The organism is Williamsia serinedens (assembly GCF_024171725.1).
In the GTDB taxonomy this organism is placed as follows: domain Bacteria; phylum Actinomycetota; class Actinomycetes; order Mycobacteriales; family Mycobacteriaceae; genus Williamsia_A; species Williamsia_A serinedens.
The window spans coordinates 381,094-398,998 of the sequence record NZ_JAMTCG010000005.1 but is presented as its reverse complement, the minus strand read 5'-3'; the positions used below and the strand labels follow the sequence as shown (position 1 = coordinate 398,998).

20 protein-coding genes are annotated in these 17,905 nt (G+C 70.7%); 16 read left to right on the top strand and 4 right to left on the bottom strand.

The window, feature by feature from the left end; translation table 11 throughout:
* Positions 1-33: 33 nt before the first annotated feature.
* Positions 34-1,074: an LLM class F420-dependent oxidoreductase gene (locus LX12_RS15410; RefSeq protein ID WP_253655552.1), complete on the bottom strand. Its 1,041-nt coding sequence runs from the start codon at positions 1,072-1,074 to the stop codon at positions 34-36.
* A gap of 159 nt (positions 1,075-1,233) precedes the next feature.
* On the opposite strand from LX12_RS15410, the gene LX12_RS15405 reads away from it, so the two are divergent.
* The 10 genes from LX12_RS15405 to LX12_RS15360 all read left to right on the top strand — a co-directional run bounded on the left by LX12_RS15405 (position 1,234) and on the right by LX12_RS15360 (position 6,791).
* Positions 1,234-2,022: an RsiV family protein gene (locus tag LX12_RS15405; RefSeq protein WP_253655455.1), complete on the top strand. Its 789-nt coding sequence runs from the start codon at positions 1,234-1,236 to the stop codon at positions 2,020-2,022.
* Between the two features lie 18 nt (positions 2,023-2,040).
* Positions 2,041-2,430 carry a VOC family protein gene (locus LX12_RS15400; RefSeq protein WP_253655454.1) on the top strand — a complete coding sequence of 130 codons (390 nt, stop codon included), beginning with the start codon at positions 2,041-2,043 and terminating at the stop codon, positions 2,428-2,430.
* Between the two features lie 136 nt (positions 2,431-2,566).
* Positions 2,567-3,805 (top strand): inorganic phosphate transporter, encoded by a 1,239-nt coding sequence (locus LX12_RS15395; protein WP_253655453.1) that lies wholly within the window; start codon positions 2,567-2,569, stop codon positions 3,803-3,805.
* Positions 3,806-3,842: 37 nt separating this feature from the next.
* Positions 3,843-4,127: a hypothetical protein gene (locus LX12_RS15390; RefSeq protein ID WP_253655452.1), complete on the top strand. Its 285-nt coding sequence runs from the start codon at positions 3,843-3,845 to the stop codon at positions 4,125-4,127.
* Positions 4,127-4,432, top strand: coding sequence for a DUF3349 domain-containing protein (locus LX12_RS15385; protein ID WP_253655451.1), 306 nt, complete (start codon positions 4,127-4,129; stop codon positions 4,430-4,432). Before LX12_RS15390 ends, LX12_RS15385 begins: the two co-directional genes overlap by 1 nt.
* 127 nt (positions 4,433-4,559) lie before the next feature.
* Complete coding sequence (locus tag LX12_RS15380) at positions 4,560-4,889, top strand: DUF3349 domain-containing protein (RefSeq protein WP_253655450.1); 330 nt, start codon at positions 4,560-4,562, stop codon at positions 4,887-4,889.
* A gap of 47 nt (positions 4,890-4,936) precedes the next feature.
* Positions 4,937-6,049 (top strand): o-succinylbenzoate--CoA ligase, encoded by a 1,113-nt coding sequence (gene menE / locus LX12_RS15375; protein ID WP_372505041.1) that lies wholly within the window; start codon positions 4,937-4,939, stop codon positions 6,047-6,049.
* A gap of 63 nt (positions 6,050-6,112) precedes the next feature.
* Positions 6,113-6,370, top strand: a complete 258-nt coding sequence (locus LX12_RS15370; protein ID WP_253655449.1) for a hypothetical protein — start codon at positions 6,113-6,115, stop codon at positions 6,368-6,370.
* A gap of 68 nt (positions 6,371-6,438) precedes the next feature.
* Positions 6,439-6,600 carry a hypothetical protein gene (locus tag LX12_RS15365; protein ID WP_253655448.1) on the top strand — a complete coding sequence of 54 codons (162 nt, stop codon included), beginning with the start codon at positions 6,439-6,441 and terminating at the stop codon, positions 6,598-6,600.
* On the top strand, positions 6,597-6,791 hold the full coding sequence (locus LX12_RS15360) for a hypothetical protein (protein ID WP_253655447.1): 195 nt from the start codon (positions 6,597-6,599) through the stop codon (positions 6,789-6,791). The genes LX12_RS15365 and LX12_RS15360 overlap by 4 nt, the downstream gene beginning before the upstream one ends.
* Before the next feature lie 30 nt (positions 6,792-6,821).
* On the opposite strand, the gene LX12_RS15355 is transcribed toward LX12_RS15360, so the two are convergent.
* Positions 6,822-7,472, bottom strand: coding sequence for a nitroreductase family protein (locus LX12_RS15355; RefSeq protein WP_253655446.1), 651 nt, complete (start codon positions 7,470-7,472; stop codon positions 6,822-6,824).
* A gap of 97 nt (positions 7,473-7,569) precedes the next feature.
* On the opposite strand from LX12_RS15355, the gene LX12_RS15350 reads away from it, so the two are divergent.
* The 4 genes from LX12_RS15350 to LX12_RS15335 all read left to right on the top strand — a co-directional run bounded on the left by LX12_RS15350 (position 7,570) and on the right by LX12_RS15335 (position 10,989).
* A complete protein-coding gene (locus tag LX12_RS15350) occupies positions 7,570-8,304 on the top strand; it encodes a response regulator transcription factor (protein WP_372505040.1) in 735 nt (244 codons plus the stop codon).
* 1 nt (position 8,305) lies between these two features.
* Positions 8,306-9,529, top strand: coding sequence for a sensor histidine kinase (locus LX12_RS22275; protein ID WP_253655444.1), 1,224 nt, complete (start codon positions 8,306-8,308; stop codon positions 9,527-9,529).
* A gap of 4 nt (positions 9,530-9,533) precedes the next feature.
* Positions 9,534-10,592, top strand: a complete 1,059-nt coding sequence (locus tag LX12_RS15340; protein WP_253655443.1) for a DUF8320 family protein — start codon at positions 9,534-9,536, stop codon at positions 10,590-10,592.
* 133 nt (positions 10,593-10,725) lie between these two features.
* Positions 10,726-10,989, top strand: a complete 264-nt coding sequence (locus tag LX12_RS15335; protein WP_308214021.1) for a LuxR C-terminal-related transcriptional regulator — start codon at positions 10,726-10,728, stop codon at positions 10,987-10,989.
* A 9-nt stretch (positions 10,990-10,998) separates the two neighbouring features.
* Here LX12_RS15335 and LX12_RS15330 read toward each other — a convergent pair whose 3' ends face one another.
* Positions 10,999-12,411 (bottom strand): LCP family protein, encoded by a 1,413-nt coding sequence (locus LX12_RS15330; protein WP_253655442.1) that lies wholly within the window; start codon positions 12,409-12,411, stop codon positions 10,999-11,001.
* A gap of 389 nt (positions 12,412-12,800) precedes the next feature.
* Here LX12_RS15330 and LX12_RS15325 point away from each other — a divergent pair, with 389 nt between their 5' ends.
* Both LX12_RS15325 and LX12_RS15320 read left to right on the top strand, forming a co-directional pair.
* A complete protein-coding gene (locus LX12_RS15325; RefSeq protein WP_253655441.1) occupies positions 12,801-13,784 on the top strand; it encodes an ATP-binding cassette domain-containing protein in 984 nt (327 codons plus the stop codon).
* A complete protein-coding gene (locus LX12_RS15320) occupies positions 13,781-14,614 on the top strand; it encodes an ABC transporter permease (RefSeq protein ID WP_253655440.1) in 834 nt (277 codons plus the stop codon). The genes LX12_RS15325 and LX12_RS15320 overlap by 4 nt, the downstream gene beginning before the upstream one ends.
* Here LX12_RS15320 and LX12_RS15315 read toward each other — a convergent pair whose 3' ends face one another.
* On the bottom strand, positions 14,615-17,854 hold the full coding sequence (locus LX12_RS15315) for an ATP-binding protein (RefSeq protein WP_253655439.1): 3,240 nt from the start codon (positions 17,852-17,854) through the stop codon (positions 14,615-14,617).
* Positions 17,855-17,905: the final 51 nt, after the last annotated feature.

The following is a 17,905-nucleotide window of genomic DNA, read 5'->3' as shown; positions in this document are numbered from 1 at the left end:
GTCAGCAGTAGGTGGATCCCCGCCGGCGGGGCGTCAGCTCACGATCTCCTTGAGAGTCCGCACCTGCGCGACGTCGTCGGCATGATTGCCCGCCATCGGCGTGGCGAGCGCCATGGTGACACCACCGTCGGTGAACGCCGCCACCCGGTCGACGACCTCGTCACGCGAACCGATGAGCGAGATCTGCCGGACGAGGTCGTCCGGAACCGCCTGCGCCGCTTCGTTCTTCTTGCCGTCGAGGTACAGGTCCTGGATCGTCTTGGCCTCGTCGACGTAGCCGTAGCGGACGGCGAGGTCGTTGTAGAAGTTCTTGCCGCGAGCACCCATGCCGCCCACGTACAGCGCCACCTGGTGACTGACCAGTTCCCTTGCGGCAGCGGCCTTGTCGGCGTCGTCGGTGATGAGCAGCGCGGTGGTCACCGAGATGTTCAGCTCACCGAGTTCGGGCTCGCGCTTGGCCTTGCCCTTCTGCAGTGCCTCGCCGAACGCGACGTCGACGTGCTCGGGGTGGAAGAAGATCGGCTGCCACTCCTCGAACTTCTCCGCGGCCAGCGCGACGTTCTTCGGGCCGATGGCGGCCAGGGCCATCGGGATGCGATCTCGCACAGGGTGATTGATCAGCTTGAGCGGCTTGCCCAGCCCCGTGCCGCCGTCCTCGGCGGTGAGCGGCAGCGTGTAGTACTTGCCCTTGTACTCGACGCGGTCACGACGCCACACCATGCGGCAGATGTCGGCGTACTCACGGGCACGGCCCAGCGGGGCGTCGTACTTCACGCCGTGGAAGCCCTCGATGACCTGCGGGCCCGATGCGCCGATGCCGAGCACGGCACGACCGCCGGAGATGTAGTCGAGACCGGCGGCGGTCATGGCGATGTTGGTCGGCGTGCGCGAGAACATCGGCAGGATGCCGGTCGCGAGCTCGAGGGTCGTCGTCTTCGCCGCGATGTAGCCGAGCTGGCTGACGGCGTCGAAGCTGTAGGCCTCGGGGACGGTGACACGGTCGAGGCCGGCGGCCTCGAACTCGAGGAGGTTGTCGATGGTCTCCGTGAAGTCACCCGCGTAGTTGATGGCCATACCGATCTTCACGCCCAACCGCCCTTCGTCTCGACCGCGTTGTCGACGATGATGCCCGACGCCGACTCGACGACGAGACCGGCATCACCATAACTCATCTTATGGTCGTCAGTCGCATGCTCTCTTGTCCGCGGGGGTGGGAGGGGCTATCCCTGAGGCATGAGACGAGTCCTGACAGCAGCCGTCGCGGCAGCCGTGGCGGCGTCGACACTGGCGGCATGCTCGTCCGGCGGCGACACGGGCCCCGGGACGGTCACCACCCTCGTGACGGTCACCCGGTCGCCGTCGTCGACCGCCCCGACCTCGACGACGACATCCTCGAAGGCCGCGGCCGCGTACACGCAGACCAGCACCCGGGTGACCGGCACGACCGCGCGGGCGTCGTACGACGTCGCCATCCCCCAACTCGCCGGCGGGAACCCGGCGGTCACCGCGGAGTTCAACCAGTCGATGCGGGCCGCGCTGCAGGATCAGATCGACGACGACTACTCGGGGATGGACTTCACCCTCCGCGACGGCTACCGCGCCGGGCCGTTCCACATCGGCTCCCGCGTCGTCAGCGCCGAGCTGATCAGCTACTGGACGGCGAATCCGCCCGGCACGCACGGCGACTCGCTGCTCGCCACCGTGACCATCGACGCCGACACCGCGAAACCGATCACCCTGTCCGACGCCTTCTCCGACCTCGGCACCGGCCTGCGACGGCTGTCGCAGGAGGCGGCACGGATCCTGCCCAGCACCGTCGTCGGCGACCGGTACGAGCGCAGCGGGATCACGCCCGACGAGAAGAACTTCGCCAACTGGACCGCGTCACCGGAGGGCATGCAGATCCACTTCGGCGACTACCAGGTCGGCGCCTACGCCGACGGCCTCGTCACGATCACCGTCCCGTGGTCGGACCTCTCCGACGTCCTCGCCCCGGGGATGCAGGACGTGCTGAGCAGCTGATCGGGTAAGACGACACGCATGGAGATCCTCAGCGCGCGTGTCCTCCTACGACCGCGGGACGCCGCGGCGACGACGGCCTTCTACCGCGACGCCCTCGGACTGGCGATCGCGCGGGAGTACCCCGGCGGGACGGTCTTCTTCGCCGGCTCGACGCTGATCGAGGTCGCGGCACACCTGCAGTCGGACACCGACGCGGCGTCGACCTCGCTGTGGCTCCAGGTGCGTGACATCGAGGACGCGCAGCGGTCGTTGCTCGACGCCGGTGTCCCGATCGACCGGGAGGCACGGACCGAGCCGTGGGGGCTCCGCGAGATGCACGTCCACGACCCCGACGGGCGCACTCTCGTCGTCGTCGAGGTCCCCGGTGACCACCCGCTGCGACGCGATACACGAAACGACGATCGGTAGTACCGGGCACGCCTGCCCTGTGAAGATGAACAGTTGGCAAACTGGCGCTGTAAGAACTCCAAACCCGCAGGTCAGCGTCGGGTATTCGTCCTGTCCGGTTTGGACATCCACACGGTGCGGGCGGAAGATTTCGGGCATGAGCGCAGAGATGCTGATCCTGGTGCTGCTGGTGATCACCGCCCTCGGATTCGACTTCACCAACGGCTTCCACGACACCGGCAACGCGATGGCCACGTCCATCGCCACCGGCGCTCTCAAGCCGAAGGTCGCCGTCGGACTGTCGGCGATCCTCAACCTCGTCGGAGCGTTCCTCTCGGTCCAGGTCGCCGCGACCATCACCAAGGACGTGCTGAAGATCCAGCAGACCAAGGGCCCGAACGCCGGCGACCTGATCAGCGGGCTGGACGGCCAGAAGGCACTGGTCATCATCTTTGCCGGCCTCATCGGCGGCATCCTCTGGAACCTCTTCACCTGGCTGTTCGGTCTGCCGTCGAGCTCGTCGCATGCGCTGTTCGGCGGACTGATCGGGTCGGGCATCGCCGCCATCGGGACCTCGGGGGTCAACTGGGACGGCATCGTCAACAAGGTCGTGCTGCCGGCACTGCTCGCCCCGGTCATCGCGATCGCGGTCGCCGCGCTCGGCACCTGGCTCGTCTATCGCATCACCTCGGCGATCGCCGAGTCGAAGAAGGAGAGCGGCTTCCGGGCCGGTCAGATCGCGACCGCCTCGCTGGTCTCGCTCGCCCACGGCACCGGTGACGCGCAGAAGACGATGGGTGTCATCGCCCTGGCCCTCATCGCCACCGGCCACCTCTCCGCGGGGTCGGTCAGCGAGGGACTCCCGATCTGGATCGTGTTCTCCTGCGCCCTGGCGATCGCGCTCGGCACCTACATCGGTGGCTGGCGCGTCATCCGCACGCTGGGCAAGGGCCTCGTCGAGATCAAGGCCCCGCAGGGCATGGCCGCCGAGGCGTCGTCGGCCGCGATCATCCTCACCTCGAGCGCCGCCGGGATGGCCCTGTCGACCACGCACGTCGCGACCGGGTCCATCCTCGGCTCGGGTGTCGGCAAGCCGGGCGCGTCGGTCCGCTGGGGTGTCGCCGGACGCATGGTCGTCGCCTGGGTCACCACGCTGCCGCTCGCGGGCCTGGTCGGCGCCGCCACCTACGGCATCGCCAACGTCATCGGCGGGGCGGCCGGCGCGATCGTCATCTTCGTGATCCTCGCCGTGCTCAGCGGGTTCATGTACTGGCGTGCGCAGCAGCAGAAGGTCGACAGCTCGAACGTCAACGCCGAGTGGGACGAGACGTCGAACAGCGTCATCCCCGCCGAGGTCGCCGACGACAAGATCCCGGCCGGCGCCGGGTCTCGCTGACCGTCCACCGCAACGACCCCGACACGATCGAGGAGACATGCACGAATTCGAGGCCATCCTGAAGGTGCTGGCTGTGGGCCTGGTGCTGGGCGCGGGCCTGCCGGCGTTGTTCGCTGTCGGCCTGCGGCTCGTCGCGGCCGGCTCCGGGGACAACGCCGCCGACGGCACCACCACCGCCCCGAACGCCGCGCTCCGCTACGCCGGCATCGCCCTGTTCGTGCTGGTCGGCGCCGTGATCGTCCTGGGCATCCTGTGGATCACCCGCACGACGATCAACTACCACTTCGGCGTGAACCTCTTCCCCTTCGCACCGGTGAAGTGATGGCGGACGCGAAGACGTTCGACGCCGTCCTCGGGTGGCTCCGTCAGGGGTACCCCGAGGGTGTGCCGCCCAAGGACTACTTCCCTCTGCTCGCACTGCTGAAGCGCTCGCTCGACGAGGAGCAGGTGACCCGCGCGATCCTCACCGTGTTCAAGGAGCACGGCACCGACGAGCCGGTCACCGAGGAGCAGATCCGCGGCGCGATCCACCGGGTCATCGAGACCGAGCCGAACCCGGAGGAGATCAACCAGGTCGCCTCGCGGTTGGCGTCGGTCGGTTGGCCGCTGGCGCAGCCCGCCGACTGACACCCGACGGCCGTCGCGACCTGCGACGACAGCGTCGACTGTGGGACCATGGACACACTCTCGCGCTGAGAAGACAGCGCGCGCTGTCCCCCATCGCCGAGGAGGCGACGAGACCGAGGAGGGCGTCGTGGACCGTTCCCACCTGATGCGCTCGATCATCGGTTGGCTGCGCGCGGGGTACCCCCACGGTGTGCCGGCCGGTGACTACATCCCGCTGGTCGCGCTGCTGCGTCGCCAGCTCACCGACGACGAGGTCCGCCAGATCGCCGACCACCTCGCCACCGAGGCGGCGTCGAACCCGGACTTCGAACCGATCACGCGCGTCGACGTCGCCGTGCTCATCACCAAGATGACCGACGAGATGCCCGCCGACGCCGACATCGAGCGTGTGCGGTCGGTGCTGGAGGGCGCGGGCTGGACCTGCGACACCGAGACGCCGAAGGCGGACCCGAGCTGAGCGCTGTCCGCCTGCTCGAGCTCCTCCCGCTGCCGTCGGGGCCGGATGTGCTGCGCGCGACCGACCGTCTGCGCGCAGTCGTCGACGGCTCGATCGCCGCGCTGCCGGTGCCCGCCGGCGACTCCCGGGAGACGGAGCGCTTGACGACGGCCCTGGCCGCGGGTGAGCCCGTCGACGACGAGGTCGCACTGGTCGTCGCGACGTCGGGGAGCACCGGCGTGCCGAAGGGCGCCATGCACACCGCGGCGACCCTCGCCGCGTCGGCTGCGGCCACACAGGAGCGTCTCGGCGGGCCGGGCGGGTGGCTGCTCGCGCTGCCCGCCCATCACATCGCCGGGTTGCAGGTGCTGTTGCGCTGCCTGCGTGCGGGTTTCACGCCGACGGTGATCGACGTCGGCGGCGGCTTCGACCCCGCTGCACTCGTCGCGGCCCTGGATCGCGTGGACGGTCCGCGGCGGTACACCTCGTTGGTGCCGACGCAGCTGGTGAAGGTCCTCGACGACCCGAGCGCCGTCGCAGCCCTGCGCGAGGTCGACGCGATCCTCGTCGGCGGCGCCGCGACCCCGGCCCCGCTGCAGGCGCGGGCGGTCGACGCGGGTCTGCCGATCGTGCGGACCTACGGCATGAGCGAGACCGGCGGCGGCTGCGTGTACGACGGTATCCCGTTGCCGGGGGTGCGGATCCGGCTCGATGCGCCGGTCGACGGCGTCGGACGTGTCGCGCTGTCGGGGCCGATGGTGGCGCTGGGCTACCGCAACCGACCCGACCATCCGGCCTTCGCCCAGCCGGGCGAGTTCCTCACCGACGACCTCGGCCGCGTCGACGACGGTGTGCTGTCGATCGTCGGACGCGCCGACGAGGCCATCACCAGCGGCGGTCTGACCGTCGTCCCCCAGGTGGTGGAGGCGGCCGTCCTCGCCGACCCCACCGTCGCCGAGTGTGCGGTCGTCGGATTGCCCGACGAGCGCCTCGGCGAGAAGGTCGTGGCCGTGGTGGTCGCCGCGAAAGGGGCTGAGGTGCGGGCCGATTCGGTGCAGTCGGCCGTGCGGGAGCGCCTCGACCGCATCGCGGTGCCGCGCGAGGTGGTCGTCGTCGACGCCCTGCCCCTGCGCGGGCCGGGCAAGGTCGACCGCGCGGCGTTGCGGGCGCGGTTCGCCTGACGTTTCGGGCCCGCGTCCCGAGGGCACTCGCCGACGGTCGCAGCCACACCACGAGGAGGAACAGTGTCCCGTTCCGTCGTCTCTTCCCCACCGACATCACGTCGACACCTCGGAGGGCTGGTCGCGGTCGTCGCCGCGGCTGTCGCAGGCGTGGTCGCCGTCGTGCGCCGTCGCGGCGCCGCAGGCGCTCCTGCGCCCGCGCCGCACACGACCTCACCCGCCGGACACATCGCCGCCGACGGATCCACCGTGACCATGCAACCGAACGCCGGCGGGGTGTCGGTCACACCGCATCCGTCGTCGACGGCCGACGAGACCTGACCCGCCGGACGTTTCGGGCCTCGGCGGCGGGGTACTCCTCGTCGGACCCACCGACGCGAGGAGGAACCGTGCCCGACACCGATCCGGCCACATCCGACGAGAACGCCACCGGCTACACCGCGCCGCCCGAGGGAGTGGACGAGGACGCCGCACCGGCCACGCCCGACGAGAACGCCCAGGGCTACACCGCTCCCCCGCAGCACGCCACCGACCCGGGAGGGCACCCGTGAGCGCACCCGACGAGCCGACCCTGGACGAGGTCATGGTGCCCAGCGAGGAGGTGCACCCCGACCACCGCGAACACGCGAAGGAGAGTGCGCGTCCCGACACCGACGAGCTCGACGAGCGCGCCCGACACGAGGAACAGATCGTCCACGGCGCCGACCCCGACGAACTCGACGTGCCCGACGCCGAGGACTGATCACGCGTCAGGCCGGGCGGTGGGGTGTCGTCACCACCGATCGACGTGGAGAACCTCGTCGAGGGGTGCACGGGGCGCGGGCTTGAAGGTCTCGCCGGTGTAGTACGCCGTCGGGATCAGCGCGCCCTGGTGATAGCCCTCGGGGATGCCGAGGATGTCGGCGACGTCGCGCTCGCGGCGGTCGAGGTGCAGCGTTGTCCAGGCCGTCCCGAGCCCACGGGCACGGGCGGCGAGGGCGTAGCTCCACACCGCCGGCAGAAGCGAGCCCCACAGCCCGGCCTGATTGCCCGCCGGCAGCTCCGTGCCCGCCTTGATGCACGGCACCAGCAGCACCGGCACCTGTCCCATCGTCTCGCCGAGGTGCCGCACGCTGGACCCGACGCGCTGCTGCACCTGTGAGCGCTCGGCGTCGTCGGCGAACAGCTTGTCCGCGGCGTACTTCGACTCGAGGTAACGCCGCGTCTCCTCGCGGTAGATGTCGCCGACCCGCCGGCGCTGCTCGGCGTCGGTGACGACCACCCACTGCCACCCCTGCCGGTTCGACCCCGACGGGGCCTGCAGCGCGACCTCGAGGCACTCGCGGATGATCTCGATCCCGACCGGCCGGTCGAGGTCCAGGCGCTTGCGCACGGTGCGCGTCGTCGTCAGCAGGTCGTCGGGTGTCAGGTCGAGGGTCGTCATGGGTCCATGGTGGCCGACCCGTCGTCGGACGTGTGTGCGGACAACTCCCCTGTTCGGACGACAAAACTGGACGTGTCGGCCACTTTGGCGCCACGACATGCCCCGACGTCGGTCACGATGTGGTCGAGCTGTCGTCAGAACAGCGGACGAGACGGGACCCCCATCAGTGGCAGAGTCGGCGGACCGACACCCTCGCATCGGAGTCATCGATGACCACGAGATCTCCATCCTCGGCGTGGAACACATGCTGAGCACCGCCGACGACCTCGAGTTCGCGGGCGGCGCACCCACCGTCGACGATCTCCTCGCCACCACCCACGGCGTCACGCTCGCCGTGCTCGATCTGCGTCTCCCCGACGGCAGCTCGCCCCGCGCGAACGTCGAGGCACTGCACGCGCACGGCATCGACACGCTGGTGTACACCTCCGCCGAGGACCCCTTCCTGGTGCGCTCGGCGGCGTCGGCGGACGTGCTCGGTGTGGTCCGCAAGTCGAGCCCGGCCGCGGTGGTCCTCGAGGCCATCCGCACCGCGGCACGGGGCGAGTCCGTCCCCACGATGGACTGGGCTGCCGCCATCGACGCCGACGAGTCGTTCGTCGTGGATCTCTCGCCCCGGCAACGGGAGGTGTTGGAGCTCTACGCGTCCGGCGAGTCGGCAGCACGCGTCGCCGAGCTGACGTACCTCGCCGTGGACACGGTGAACATGTACCTCGACCGGATCCGGGTGAAGTACGCCAACGCCGGCCGACCGGCGAAGACCAAGACCGACCTCTACAAGCGGGCCGTGGAGGACGGCTTCCTTCCGATGCCCCGCCGCGACCCCGCCTCCTGACGTGGTCGCCGCACTCGACGTCGACCGGACCGCCGCAGCACAGGTCTCCGAGCCGCGGCCGCCGGAGACGGCCGGGGACGCGGAACGACGCATCACCCGTCAGTTCGCGATCTTCGTCGGCGCCGGCTATCTGGCCTATCTGCTGATCAGCATCCCGAGCATCGGTGCGTCGTTCGACTTCATGCGCTCGTGGTGGGCCATCGGTGCCCCGATCGCGGTGTTCGGCAGCGGGTTGGCGATCGGGGCGGCCGGAATCGTGGGATCGCAGCGATGGATCCGGTGGACCACCCAGATCGCGGCCGCCGCGTTCCTCGTGGCCGTGCTGCTCACCCCCATCGGCTGGACCGGGGTGCACACCTCGATCGCCTCGGGGCTCTGGTACGCCACGTTCATGGGCCTCGTCGCGGTCGCGCTCGGCCTCCAGCCCGGAATCCGACCGTTGGTCTACCTCCTCGTCGTGTCCACCGCGGTCGTCGTGTGCAACACACCGGTGAAGGACGCCGGCGTACGTGTCGCGCCTCTCCCCGACCTCGCGTTCGCCTTCGCCTATTCGATGCCCTATGTGTGCGCCACGGTGATCGGGGTCCGCACTGCGCGACTCCTCGACCAGACTCGCGATGCCACCTATCGACTGGCGGCCGAGACCGCCGCGGCACAGGCGCGCACAGCCGAACGAGCCCGCTTCGACGCGCTCACCCACGACGGCGTGATGGCCACGTTGCTGGGAGCCGCGCGCATGGGGAACACCACCGACGTGCGCGCCCTCGCCGGCCGGACCCTCGACGACCTCGACGACCTCGCCGCGCCGTCGACGCCGGACGCGACCGTCTCCGCGGCGACCGCGGCGCGTCGACTCCGCGCGGTCGTCACCGATCTCGACGACACCGTGCGCCCGGACATCTCGCTCCCCGCTGAACCGGACACGGTCGATTACCCGACCACAGTGGTCCAGACGATCACCGCGGCGACCGGCGAGGCCGTGCGGAACAGCCTGCGCCACGCGCACGCGCCGACACGTGATGTGCGGGTCGATCTGCGCGAGAACACGATCGAGGTCTCGGTCGTCGACGACGGTCGCGGTTTCGCTCCCGATGACGTCGCGCCCCACCGACTGGGCATCGCCGTCAGCATCGTCGGTCGGATGCGGCAGGTCGACGGCGGCGACGCCGACGTCAGCTCCACACCCGGACGCGGAACCCGTGTCGCGATCACGTGGCGACGGTGACCCGATGCTGCTGATCGATGACGCGACCCCCCGCGACGCCCGCGCACTGATCGGGATGCACACCCCCGCGGCACGGTGGGTGGTCGGCGTCTACCTTTCCTGCATCGCGTTCGCCCTGCTCGCCGTGACGCCGCGCACGGTGACCGCGATCGCGGCGATGATCGTGGGCCTCGGGATCACCGGCAGCGCGACCGTCGCCCTGATCGCCGTCCGCGGAGATCCGTTGCCGCGCATGGCCGCCACTGCGATGGCGTCGGCACCGGGAGTGTCGTGTGCGATCATCCTCGCCGGGTGCGGACGGGACCTGCCGGCACCGGTGTCGGGGTGGTCGCACGGCATCGGCACGATGGTGTTGGCGTTCATGTGCGTGCGCGGGCGGACCGGAAGCGCCTGGTGCGGAATGGCACTGATGCTTGCGGTCTACGTGGCACGGTTCTCCCTCCTCGGCGAGGGGCCGCTCGACAACATCGGCAACGTGCTGATCGATCTCGGCCCCCTTGTCATGGCCACCGTCTTCAGCCTGACGCTGCGTCCCGGCGCGAAACTGGTGTTCGACCTCCGGGACGCAGGGAAGCGCCGCAGCGCCGAACTGGCCGCAGCCGAGGCGACGAGCCTCGAGCGCGACGCACAGCTGCGCGAACTCGATCGGCTCGCCCGACCACTGCTGGATCGCATCGCCGCCGGCGAACACCTCGACGACGACGACCGCCTCGCGTGCCGCCTCCTCGAGGCCCACCTGCGCGATCGGCTCCGCGCGCCCGGACTGGACGACCCCGCCATCGCCGACGCGGCGCGATCCGCCCGTGCGCGGGGTGTCGAGGTCGTCCTCCTCGACGACTCCGGCGGTCCCGACGGCCTCGACGTCGGTGCGCGCGCACGTGTGACCGACGCGGTCGTCCAGGCTCTGGCGTCGACGCACAGCGGCGACGTCCGCGTCCGGCTTCTGCCTCCGGGTCGGGCGGCCGCTGCATCTGTGATCGTCCGCGACGAGTCCGGTGTCCGGCGTCTCGACCTCGACGACTCCGGCCGACAGATGCGCCGTGCAACTGCTTCGCCGGGCTGAATGTTCATGCGGCTAAGTGTGATACCAGTGTCGGGGTCACCGGCCTCGGTGTCTGGAGGATTGTCCGACTCGGGGGTTACCGTTCGATCATCGCCGGCCGAGACCAGCTTCCGGCGCCTTCCCGAGGAGACCGATGACTGCCGTGCTCGAACCCCCGAGTACCGATCTGCCCGATCCCGGCCTGAGCCTGCGTGAGCGTGAGGTCCTGCGGGCCTGGGTCCTCGCCGACTCCAAGGAGGAGGTGGGTCAGCAGCTCTTCATCGCCGAGTCGACGGTGAACACCCACATCGCGCGGATCCGCACGAAGTACGAGGCAGTCGGGCGTCCCGCCACGACGAAGGCCGCACTTCTCGCCCGCGCGCTGCAGGACGGGATCGTCGATCTCGACCAGCTCTGAGTCCTGTCGTCAGTTGACGCAGGGGATGCCGTTCGCCGTCGTGGAGACGGGCTTGCCCTGATCCGGGGTGCTGTCGGTGTCACCGTCACCGGTGTCCGACGACGCCTGGTTCTGTGACCCCGACACCTGTTGCGCCGCTGCGTCACTCGTCGTCGACGACGTCGACGCGGCCGCCGGCGGCGTGATCCCGAATGCGGTCTGCACCTGGCGCTTGATGGCGTCCGGGTCGACGATGTTGACGTCCTGGTCGTCGACGGTGTCGTAGCGCAGCACCGGCAGGGTCGTGAACGTGACCGACTGCCCGGCGATCTGACCGAGCTGCTGGGCGTCGTCGAGGATGTTCCACCCCGACGACAGCACGACGTCCTTCTGCGCCACGTCGACGAGCGAACTGAGCTTGCCCAGGTCGGAGAAGACGCCGGAGGACTGCAGTTCGTGCTCCACCGAGAGCAGGAAGGCCTGCTGTCGGTGGGTGCGATCGAGGTCGCCGTTGTCGAGCCCGTGCCGCTGCCGGACGAAGGCCAGCGACTGCGCGGCGTTCAGCTTGTGCACGCCCGCGGCGAAGTGCGCGCCCGAGTAGCTGTCGGAGACAGCGTGATTCAGGCAGACGGTCACCCCGCCGAGGGCCTTCGCGATGTCGTAGAAGCCGACGAGGCTGACCTCGGCGAAGCGGTCGATGGGCACACCGGTGAGCGATCGGACCGTGGCGATCGTCTCGGCGCGGCCCGCGTCGCGGCCCTGCGTCTCGAGCTGGACGGGATCGGTGACCCCCTGCGCGCTGAGCTGGTCCTCCTCCTGCGCCTTCGCCCGGCCGTAGGCCTCCTTGATCTTGGCCTTGTCGGTGCCGTCGATGCCGGTGCTGCCGTCGGGGTTGACCATGGTGACGTAGTCGTCGCGCGGGATGGAGAACGCGGTGATCTGCTTCCCGTCCGCCGGCACGTGGATGAGGATCAGGGTGTTGGTGTTGTACCCGCCCTCCGAGCCGTCGCCGGCGTGCAGTTGCGCCAGGACGTCCGCCGGCAGCGGGTTGCCGTCACGGTCGTTGCGGGTGTCGAGGCCCATCAGCAGGATGTTCTCCGCGCCGTCGCGCGACTTGGGCGCGTTGCCGAGGGCGTTCGACGTGTGGAACCCGCCGCTCACCTGATTGGCCCCTGCCCATCCGACGCCGCAGGCGACGAGGACCGCGCACGACATCGCGGCGGCCACGCCCCGCGGGACGGTGAGCGGTGACCGACGGCGTCGGGCGGTGGTCCGCCTGCGGTGCGGTGTCGCGCGCTCGCGCCGTCGTGGAGGCTCGTGGTCGGTCTCCGGGACGCTGCGGTACCCCGCGGCGAGATCGGGGACGCCGCCGTCGCGCGCCTGCCGGGCACGCACCAGCTCGCCGGCGGTGGGCCGACGACGCGGGGGCGGGGGCTGCGACATCGTCGGACACCTTATGCAGATGTCACTGAGAACCTTCTGAGAGCGGCGCCGCGACACGGGCGAAACGGAAAAGCCCCGCGTACAGCCCTTTTCACCCGTTCGTCGGACGGTCGGAGCCGTTCGTCGGGCAGTCGGAACCGTTCGTCGGGCAGTCGGAACCGTTCGTCGGGCGGTTGGAGCCGTTCGCTGGGCGGTTGAAACGGCGGCCCTGTCCCGACCGCCCATCAGGATGTCCCTGCTGCCCAACAAACGGTTCCTGCTGCCCAACAGACGGTTCTTGCTGCCCACCGAACGGGGTCACGCCTGGGCGGGCAGGTCGGTGACAGCTCCCGGCACCCACGACAGACGACGACAGCGCCACGACAGAGCCCGGGCGCACAGTCGTCGCCATGACCACACCCACACCGACGCAGGCCCCGGCGATCGACGCCCGCGGCCTCGTCAAGACGTTCGGATCCACCCGTGCGGTCGACGGTGTCGACCTCGTCGTCCCGACCGGTTCCGTCTACGGCGTCCTCGGACCCAACGGCGCCGGCAAGACCACCACCGTCCGCATGCTCGCCACGCTGCTGCGCCCCGACGGCGGGTCAGCGCGCATCTTCGGCCACGACGTCGTCGCCGAACCCGTCGCCGTCCGCTCGCTGATCGGCGTCACCGGTCAGTACGCGTCGGTCGACGAGACGCTGACGGCCCGCGAGAACCTCGTCGTGTTCGCCCGACTGCTCGGCCTCGGCCGCGCCCAGGCGCGCACCAAAGCCGCCGAGCTGCTCGAGGAGTTCGGCCTCGAGGAGGCCGCCGCCCGACCGCTGTCGGAGTTCTCGGGCGGCATGCGCCGACGCCTCGACCTGGCGGCCAGCCTCATCTCCACCCCGCCGCTGCTGTTCCTCGACGAGCCCACCACCGGTCTCGATCCCCGCACCCGCGCGCAGATGTGGGACACGATCCGCCGCCTCGTCGCACAGGGGTCGACGGTGCTGCTGACGACGCAGTACCTCGACGAGGCCGACCAGCTCGCCGACCGCATCGCCGTGATCGACCGCGGCCGGAAGATCGCCGACGGCACCGCCGACGAGTTGAAGGATTCCGTCGGCGCCAACTCGCTGATCGTCCGACCCACCGACCGCGCCGACGCCGACGCGACCCTCACCGTCGTCGAACGCTCACTCGGCGAGCGGGCGACCCTCTCCCCCGAGGCCGGACGCATCACCGCGCCGCTGCCGCGACCGGATCAGGTCGGCGTCGTCATGGCCGCGCTCGTCGAGGCGCAGATCGCCGTCAGCGAGCTGACCGTCGCCAAACCCAGCCTCGACGAGGTCTTCATGACCATCACCGGCACCCCCACCCCCGACGCCACCGAGGAGACCGCAGCATGACCGCCACCCTGTCCCCCACCACGTCCGACGAGATCTCCCTGGCCGCCCGGGTGTCGGACCCACCGCGCACGGTCGGCCTCGGCGCGACCGTCGCGCAGTCGTTCACCATGGGCTACCGCGGAATGCTCAAGATCCGACACAACCCCGAGCAGCTGTTCGACGTCGTGCTGCAGCCCGTCATCTTCACGCTGATGTTCACCTACATCTTCGGCGGCGCGCTCGCCGGCAGCGTCTCGGCGTACCTGCCGGTGATCATCCCCGGCATCCTCGTCCAGACGGTGATCACGACCTCCGTGGTCACCGGGACGCAGCTGCGGGAGGACATGAACAAGGGTGTCTTCGACCGGTTCCGGGCACTGCCGATCGCCCGCGTGAGCCCGCTTGCCGGCGCATTGCTGGCCGACGTCCTGCGCTACGTCATCGCGACCGTCATCACCTTCGTCGTCGGCATCGCGATCGGGTGGCGCCCCGAGGTGTTGGGCCTGCTCGGCGCCATGCTGCTCGTGCTGGTGTGCAGCTTCGCGGTGTCGTGGATCTGGGCGCTGATGGGCATGCTGGTGAAGAGCGCCTCTGCGGTGCAGGGCTTCTCGCTGATGCTGCTGTTCCCGCTGACGTTCCTGTCGAACGCGTTCGTGAACGTCGAGACCATGCCCGGCTGGCTGCAGGCCTTCGTCAAGGTCAACCCGGTGTCGCACCTGGTGACCGCGGTGCGGGAGTTGACCAACAGCGGCCACGTCGGCATCCACGTCGTGTGGTCGCTGGTCGGCGCCGCGGTGATCACCGCGATCTTCGCCCCGCTGACCGTGCGTGCCTACATGCGCAACGCCTGATCACCGCTCCCGGAGCAGCGCGAGGATGTCCCGCCCGATGTCTCGGCGGGGCATCCTCGTCGCGTCCGCCAGGGTCGCCTCCCACGTCGACGCGTCGACACAGGCGACCGTCGCGGGGTCGTCGGCGATCCGCAGCAGCACAGGGTGATCCCGTCGACCACCGATGCGGATGCCGTACGCCAACAGGCGCAGCCCGGACGGGTCGCCGGCCCGGCGGGTGCACCGTGCCGCACCGACCGCAATGGCCGCAGCGCCGTACTGCGGAAGATCCGCGACACCCCCCGGGTGGTGGCCGCCGACCATCCCCGCCAGGGACGGTGCGAACTCCAGGATCTCGCCGGGTCGGCCGCAGGTGGCGGCGAGTGCGATCGCGGCGCTCAGCGTCAACAGATACGACGGGTCCGAGCTCTGCAGGTGCTCCCCGACGACGAACCGTGCGACGGTCAGAGCGAGATCGGCTGTCGCGTCCGACTCGCCACGCTGCCAGGCGAGTTCGGCCGCGACGACGAGCATCAGACCGACCGTCTCCGGTGAGCCGGTCGGTATCGGGTCGCCCGGCTTCCACCCTCCCGACACCATGTCGAACTCCGCGGACGCCTCGTCGAGCCGCCCGAGGCCGGCCAACACGGCGACGAGGTAGCAGCGCACCTGCCTCGCCTCGTCGACGGCCCCCAACTCCTCCAGCCCGCCGATCGACGCGCGGTAGGTCTCGGCGGCCTCCTCGTACCGGCCGGACTGACCGTGGATCCCGGCGATCTCGGTCGCTCCCATCGCGAGCATCCAACTGTTGCCGCGAGCCGCGGCGAGGGCCTGCGCCGCGAGTGAGTCGCGCAGTGCCGCATCGAGATCCGACAGGTTCTCCGCGACGTTGGACCGCAGCGACAGCGCGATGGTCCGCACCTCTGGGTCGTCGGCGCGGGTACCCCTGGTGATGAGCCGCAGACCCTCGTACGGTCTGCGGCTGAGCATCAGCGCGGCGGCGAAATCAGCCGGGCGCGTCATGATCTCGGACCGTCGGTAGGCGGTCCGGAGTGCGGTCATCCCGCGGGCGACGGCCCTCATGTCGGGGCGGATCATCATCAGGTGGCCCGTGGCCATGAGCAGTGCCGCCAGGCGTTTCTCGCGGGTTCGTTCGTCCTCGGGTGCGATGGGCGTGGTCAACGTCGCGACCACCCGCGGCGCGAAAGCGCGCACCTCCGCGTGCAATCCGCGTGCCACCCAGCTCGCGGCGAGCACGGGAAAAATCGCGAGCACCCCGTCGACGGCGTCGAGAGGCCGGGTGTCGGGATGGTGCTCGAGGCACCGCCGGAGGATCCAGACGAGGTTGCCGCTCTCGGCTGTCGTCATGACCGCGGCGTCGCGGTTGTCGCCTCCGTCGAACAGGTCCCGGGCGGTCTCGGCGAACCCCGAGGCCCAGTGGGTCATCGCCGCGTCGACGCGGACCGCGTCCTGCGTCTCCGCCAGGCGTTCGGCGCCGAACTCCCGCACCATCTCCAGCATCCGGTAGCGCGTCCGCCCGTCCGCCTCGTCGACACCCACCAGCGACTGCGCCACCAGGGACTCCAACGCGTCGTCGACGACCACCGCATCGGCGCCGACGACCTCGGCCATCACGTGGTGCGCCGCGTCGGCGGTGAAGCCCGACGGGAAGCGACACAGGGTCCGCAGCAGGGCCCGCGCGTCGTCGTCGAGCAGGTCCCAGCTCCACCCGATGACCGCCTCGAGCGTCTGATGTCGTCGCGGCGCCGTGCGATCGCCGCTCCGGAACACCGACAGCCTGCTCGTCGTGAGCCGTCGGGTCAGCAGGTCGGCGATGTCGGCGACCGACATGCTCCGCGCCCGGGCGGCGGCGAGCTCGATGGCCAGGGGCAGTCCGTCCAGACGCGCACACAGGTCCGCGATCCGCCGGCGGTCGATGGTGACGTCGGGACGGACGGCGGTCGCGCGGGCGACGAAGAGGTCGACGGCCGGTGATGACGTCGCCGCGGTCTCCTCGATCGCCAACGGGCGCAGTCGATGTGTGACCTCACCGGCGATCATCAGCGGCGACCGCGAGGTCGCGAGCACCGTCACGTCGCCGGCCGCGGCGATGAGGTCGGCGACCGTGCGGGCCGCGCCGTCGACGATCTGTTCGCAGTTGTCGAGGACCAGCAGGACGCCGCGCCCGGCGACCGCGTCGGCGACGCGCGCGGCGAGGTCACCGACCGGCAGACGACCGCGGTTGGCCGCGACGACGTCGTTCTCCCCCACCCCGAGGCCGGCCGCGATCGCGGCCACGACGTCGTCGTCGGACCGCACCGAGGCGAGTTCGACGACGAACACGTCCCGCCCGGTCTCGTGCACGGTGCGCGCGACGGCCTGGGCGACACGGGTTTTCCCGGCGCCCCCCGGACCGGTGACGGTGACCACGCGATTCCGCGCCAGGGCGGCGACGAGGTCGTCGATGTCCTCGTCGCGGCCCAACAGCGGGTTCGGTTCGGCCCGGAGGCCGACGGCGCGGGCCTGCCGGGAGGGCGCGGGCGTGCTCGCGGGAGTCGGCCCGGACGCCCGCAGGAGGCTGCGGTGCAGCTCGTCGAGTTCGGCGCCCGGGTCGACGCCGAGTTCGCTGGACAGGGCCCGCCGGATACGCGCGAAGACGGCCAGCGCGTCGCCCGTGCGACCCGCGGCCGCGAGCGCCTGCATGTGCAGCAGATGCGCGGGCTCGTCGAGCGGGTCCGCCGCGCAGAGCGCCGCGACGAGCCGACGGGCCGTGTCGGCGTCGCCGTCGGCGAGAGCCACCTGGGCACGGCGGAAGTCGATGCGGCGACGGAGATCGTCGGCGCGGGCGCGGACGTCCTCGGCGAGAGGACCGACGAGGTCGTCCCCGGGCGTCCCGCGCCACAGTCCGATCGCCTCGTCGAGCGCGGTCGGGGTGCCGGCGTCGAGGAGGCCGTCCGCCCGGGCGAGGTCCGTGGTCACGGCGTCGGCGAGCAGTCGGTACCCGGACGGTTCGGCGAGGAGCACCCCGTCGGGAAGGGCCTGTCGGAGCCGGGAGACCTGGGTGTGCAGCGCCGCCTGCGGTGACTGCGGCGGGGCGTCGTCCCAGACGGTCTCGATGAGCGAGCGCGACGACCGCAGCGCGCCGGGATCGACCGCGAGCGCCGCGAGCAGTCGGCGTGCCCGGGCCCCGGGGACCGCCTGCATGCCGTCGCCGCTGTCGACCGCGACCGGACCGAGGAGTCCGATGGTCACGGTCGTCATGGGGTCCTCGTCGTCGGCGGGTCGGAGCTGCTCGGTGCCGACGCCCAGGCG

What these genes read in the sequence shown, in the direction of transcription:
- LX12_RS15410 (WP_253655552.1), bottom strand. Translation starts at nt 1,074, where the DNA reads ATGGCCATCAACTACGCGGGTGACTTCACGGAGACCATCGACAACCTC.
- LX12_RS15400 (WP_253655454.1), top strand. Translation starts at nt 2,041, where the DNA reads ATGGAGATCCTCAGCGCGCGTGTCCTCCTACGACCGCGGGACGCCGCG.
- LX12_RS15350 (WP_372505040.1), top strand. Translation starts at nt 7,570, where the DNA reads ATGCCCCGACGTCGGTCACGATGTGGTCGAGCTGTCGTCAGAACAGCG.
- LX12_RS15355 (WP_253655446.1), bottom strand. Translation starts at nt 7,472, where the DNA reads ATGACGACCCTCGACCTGACACCCGACGACCTGCTGACGACGACGCGC.
- LX12_RS15385 (WP_253655451.1), top strand. Translation starts at nt 4,127, where the DNA reads ATGGCGGACGCGAAGACGTTCGACGCCGTCCTCGGGTGGCTCCGTCAG.
- LX12_RS15330 (WP_253655442.1), bottom strand. Translation starts at nt 12,411, where the DNA reads ATGTCGCAGCCCCCGCCCCCGCGTCGTCGGCCCACCGCCGGCGAGCTG.
- LX12_RS15335 (WP_308214021.1), top strand. Translation starts at nt 10,726, where the DNA reads ATGACTGCCGTGCTCGAACCCCCGAGTACCGATCTGCCCGATCCCGGC.
- LX12_RS15395 (WP_253655453.1), top strand. Translation starts at nt 2,567, where the DNA reads ATGAGCGCAGAGATGCTGATCCTGGTGCTGCTGGTGATCACCGCCCTC.
- LX12_RS15325 (WP_253655441.1), top strand. Translation starts at nt 12,801, where the DNA reads ATGACCACACCCACACCGACGCAGGCCCCGGCGATCGACGCCCGCGGC.
- LX12_RS15320 (WP_253655440.1), top strand. Translation starts at nt 13,781, where the DNA reads ATGACCGCCACCCTGTCCCCCACCACGTCCGACGAGATCTCCCTGGCC.
- LX12_RS15405 (WP_253655455.1), top strand. Translation starts at nt 1,234, where the DNA reads ATGAGACGAGTCCTGACAGCAGCCGTCGCGGCAGCCGTGGCGGCGTCG.
- LX12_RS15315 (WP_253655439.1), bottom strand. Translation starts at nt 17,854, where the DNA reads ATGACGACCGTGACCATCGGACTCCTCGGTCCGGTCGCGGTCGACAGC.
- LX12_RS15390 (WP_253655452.1), top strand. Translation starts at nt 3,843, where the DNA reads ATGCACGAATTCGAGGCCATCCTGAAGGTGCTGGCTGTGGGCCTGGTG.
- LX12_RS15340 (WP_253655443.1), top strand. Translation starts at nt 9,534, where the DNA reads ATGCTGCTGATCGATGACGCGACCCCCCGCGACGCCCGCGCACTGATC.